Genomic DNA, 3,508 nt, shown 5'->3' on the forward strand with positions numbered 1-3,508 from the left:
AGACCGTCTACGCGCTCACCGACCTGTCCCACCTGCAGGCTTCGCCGAGGCGGATCGGCGAGGCGGCCCGCTCGCAGTGGACCATCGAGAACCGGCTCCACTTCGTCCGTGACACCGCCTTCGACGAGGACGCCTCCAAGATCCGCAACGGCCACGGCCCGGAGAACATGGCCACCCTGCGCAACCTCGCGATCAACACCCTCCGCGACCACGGCCACACAAGCATCACCGCCGGCCTCCGCCACGTCTCCTACCGGCCCTTCACCCGACCCCTCGACCTCCTGCACATCCCCTGACCAGGGCCGATTCAAGATCACCGGGACTTTGAATCAGCCCTGCCCGGGTAGCGGGTTCGGTAGCGGGTAATACGCGCGACCAGAAGGTAGGGAAGTCGAGATCCTTCCAGGTCACGGCCTCGATGATCCACGTCTCCAGGCGACCGTGCGCGCGAACGGTGAAGCGCGAGGCGGCACGCACGCGGTACCAGGGAACCGCTCGGCACGCTTCCCACAGGTCGGGCTGGTTGCGCTTGGTGACGAAGACGTAGTGGACGCCGAACTCCTCGACCAGCATCCGCGCATGCTCTCGCTCTGAGCAGCGCGTTCGCGGTGACCACAGGCCCGGCCGGGTCGAGGGCCGCGAGAAGGGCGGCGAACCCGGTGATCTCGTTCATCCTGCCCGGCACCCGCTGTTGCGCGATCAGCGTCCCTTCCTGCAGCATCGCCCCCAGCACGGTCATCGCCGCGCCGGACTCACGACGGGAGCCGCGCAGGCGCTTCCCGTCCACGGCCACCGTCACCGCCTTCTCTCGGAAAGCCCGCAGCAGCACTGCCGAAACCACCCGCCCGATAGTGGAGACGCCCAGAGGCACCGCCAGCGCGAAAGCCTCGCGCGCCGGCAGCGCCAGCCGCACCAGAGTCTCCTGCGGAGCCGCGGCCGCCCACTGCCCCGTCCGCCCGGAATGAGTCGAACCCGGATACCTGCGGTGCCCCCGTGCCTTGCTCGGATCCCGAAAGCCATCCACCAACTTCCATGAAGCGCCACATCGGCACAGCGGGGGAGAGGGGACGCGGCCGACTGGCACGCCGGTGCTCCATAAGGTGTTGAGCGGCCCGGGAGGGCCGGATGTGGCTGACGGGGTCTTGCCTTCTGCGGCTCCCAAGGAGTGGCCGTCCGGCTCTCCGGGGCGCCCTGACCGCTGATTGAGATCTGTGTCCTGGTCGCTGGAGCTGACGGCGGGGTGTTCCTGGGGCCGACGTGTGATGGTTCGGCGTGGGGAGAGTGGGATGACTGAGCGGCGGGCCCGGATCTGGACGGGGATCGACGCGGGCAAGGGCCATCACTGGGCGGCTGCCGTGGACGAGTCCGGGTTCCAGATCTGGTCGGAAAAGATCAACGACGACGAGGCGGCGATCCTGGAGGCCATCGCCGAGGCCCTGGCCATGGCCGATGCCGTGGAGTGGGCGATCGACCTGACGGGTACCGCGTCCGCGCTGCTGCTGGCACTGCCGGCCTCGCACGGACAGAAGCCCGTGCACGGGCCCGGCCGCACGGTGCACCGGATGGCCGGCGCCTACCGGGGCGAGGCGAAGACCGACGCCCGCGACGCCTTCGTGATCGCCGAGACCTCCCGGCTGCGGCGGGACCCCACCGCCGTGGACGTACCCGCCCAGCTGGTCGCGGACCCGGCACCGCTGGTCGCCCACCGCACCGACCTGGTCGCCGGCCGGGTCCGCACGGTCAACCGGCTCCGCGACGTGCTGACCGGCCCTTCCCGGCCCCGGAGTGGGCCTTCGACTGGTCCAACAACATGGGTGCACCCAGGCTGCTGACCTACCGCCAGACCCCGGCCGGGATACGCCGCGTCGGCCGCGCCGCCTGGAGTCCTGGCTGCGCAAGCCCGGGGTCCGCTCGCCCGACAAGGTCACGGTGTTCTACACGTCCGCGCAGACCAGCACGATCAAGGACGGCCCCAACCGGGACTTCGACCTCAAGAAGCGCGCCGAGGGCTGCAGCCACGTTCAGGCCCTCATCGCCCTGGCCCGCCGACGGGTGAACGCCCTATGGGCCCTGCTGCGTGACGAACGGGAGTTCACCCCCGCCCAGCCGGTCACGCAGACGGCTTGACTCAGTCATTGAAACTCCTGAGTGGGCTCGGCCCGCGAGGTCAACAACCAGGACGGAGGTTCATCCGTCTCGAACACCCACACCGACCTTGCAATATGCAAGATCAACTAACTCTGCATCAGCTCTGGGCCTCGGCCTGCACTTGGTCTCCTCGGCTGAAATCAGTCCTGCCGAGGCATTAGCGACCATCAAGCCCTCAGAATGACAGTTAACCCGGAGCAAATGGCTACAGTGCTCCGAAAGGCATAGCCGTCACGCGTCGATATCCATGTAATATGCCTGAAACTCTCCATATCGTGCGTACAGGTGGTTTGCGGCGGCCGGGATAGGCTGCGACAATGCGTATACTTGATATTTCTTCTGTGCCGCATCGATTACGTAAATAGAATCCACACTAGGCCTCATTGCAACGTGCGTCACATGGTTCCCTCCCAGCCTCATCGAGATCGCATAGGATCCGGTCTGGGTAATTCCGGCAATTCTGTTAGGGTTCGCATTAAAGTCCGTTCGGGCCGCTTCGAGCGCCGCGCCGAATCCAATCCTGGTGGGACCGCCAATGGCATTTCCGGAGTTTATGAAAGCCGTCGCCCCAGGCCCCCCGAAGTAGGCGTTTCCCAGGGTGTGATTTTTAACGCCAGTGAGCATTGACACGTGGCTTGACATTACACACTGGGAGCATAGGCCTCGATCTCTCGTGGCGCCGGTTTGATTCCGATATATTTTCTGCGAATTAAGATTTCCTACCTGCTCGTCAAACATATCTTTCGGGTCGATGAAGAGTTCACCGCTATTAAATATGTGACTCTTCTGCTCGCGGATATAGTCGCCCGCGGTCGCCGTATCTGCGGGATCCGTTGCGCCATTCAAGGCATTGTGGGACCGCTGCCGATCTTGGGCCTCGATTTGTATCTGCCTGTTTCGCTGATAGATTTCCGCCCCTCGATCTAGCTCCCTCTGGGTTTCTTGCACGTCTATCCCCCCACCCAGCTTTTCCTTTAGTTTTTTGGCCGCCTTCTTCATGGCCTCAGTCATGTGCCCGGTGGGGTCAGTTTGGTTGATGGGGTCGGCGTCGAAGGCGTTGAATCGGTTGTGGAGTTGATAGGTGTCTCTGCTGGTCCAGTAACCGTCGGTGGAGTAAGTGCGAGCTGGAGTGTATTGGGTGTTCTGATTATCGGGGTTCGTGTATTCGCTGCCGAAAAGGAAGGGGTTGGTGTGGGCTCGGTCGTGATGGGGATTCTGGGTGAGGGGATTTCCGTTTCGATCGGTATGTTTGCCGTAGTCGTGGTAGTTGGTGGTCTGGGTGATGGTGCCGTTGAGGTCGACGAGGGCGGTGGTGTTGCGGCGGCGGTCGGTGGTGAGGTAGCCGGTGCCGGTGGTGTCG

At 64.2% G+C, this 3,508-nt stretch carries 2 protein-coding genes and 2 pseudogenes; 2 read left to right on the forward strand and 2 right to left on the reverse strand.

Going from position 1 to position 3,508, the window contains the following annotated elements:
- A pseudogene (locus tag AA75_RS52120) lies at positions 1-296 on the forward strand (ISAs1 family transposase); the annotation flags it as partial.
- Here the strand turns inward: AA75_RS52120 and AA75_RS47665 are convergent.
- On the reverse strand, positions 262-573 hold the full coding sequence (locus AA75_RS47665; protein ID WP_149038249.1) for a hypothetical protein: 312 nt from the start codon (positions 571-573) through the stop codon (positions 262-264). The pseudogene AA75_RS52120 and the gene AA75_RS47665 sit on opposite strands and share 35 nt — an antisense overlap.
- A gap of 713 nt (positions 574-1,286) precedes the next feature.
- Between AA75_RS47665 and AA75_RS44805 the strand changes: the two are divergent.
- Positions 1,287-2,127, forward strand: a pseudogene (locus AA75_RS44805) (IS110 family transposase).
- A gap of 252 nt (positions 2,128-2,379) precedes the next feature.
- Here AA75_RS44805 and AA75_RS49515 read toward each other — a convergent pair.
- On the reverse strand, positions 2,380-3,508 hold a 1,129-nt coding region (locus AA75_RS49515; protein ID WP_158515531.1), incomplete at its 5' end, for a hypothetical protein.

It is taken from the genome of Kitasatospora sp. MBT63, assembly GCF_000710465.2.
Lineage (GTDB): Bacteria > Actinomycetota > Actinomycetes > Streptomycetales > Streptomycetaceae > Kitasatospora.

Excerpts from the sequence above, each read along its gene's own strand:
- AA75_RS47665 (WP_149038249.1), bottom strand. The coding sequence starts at position 573 with ATGCTGGTCGAGGAGTTCGGCGTCCACTACGTCTTCGTCACCAAGCGC.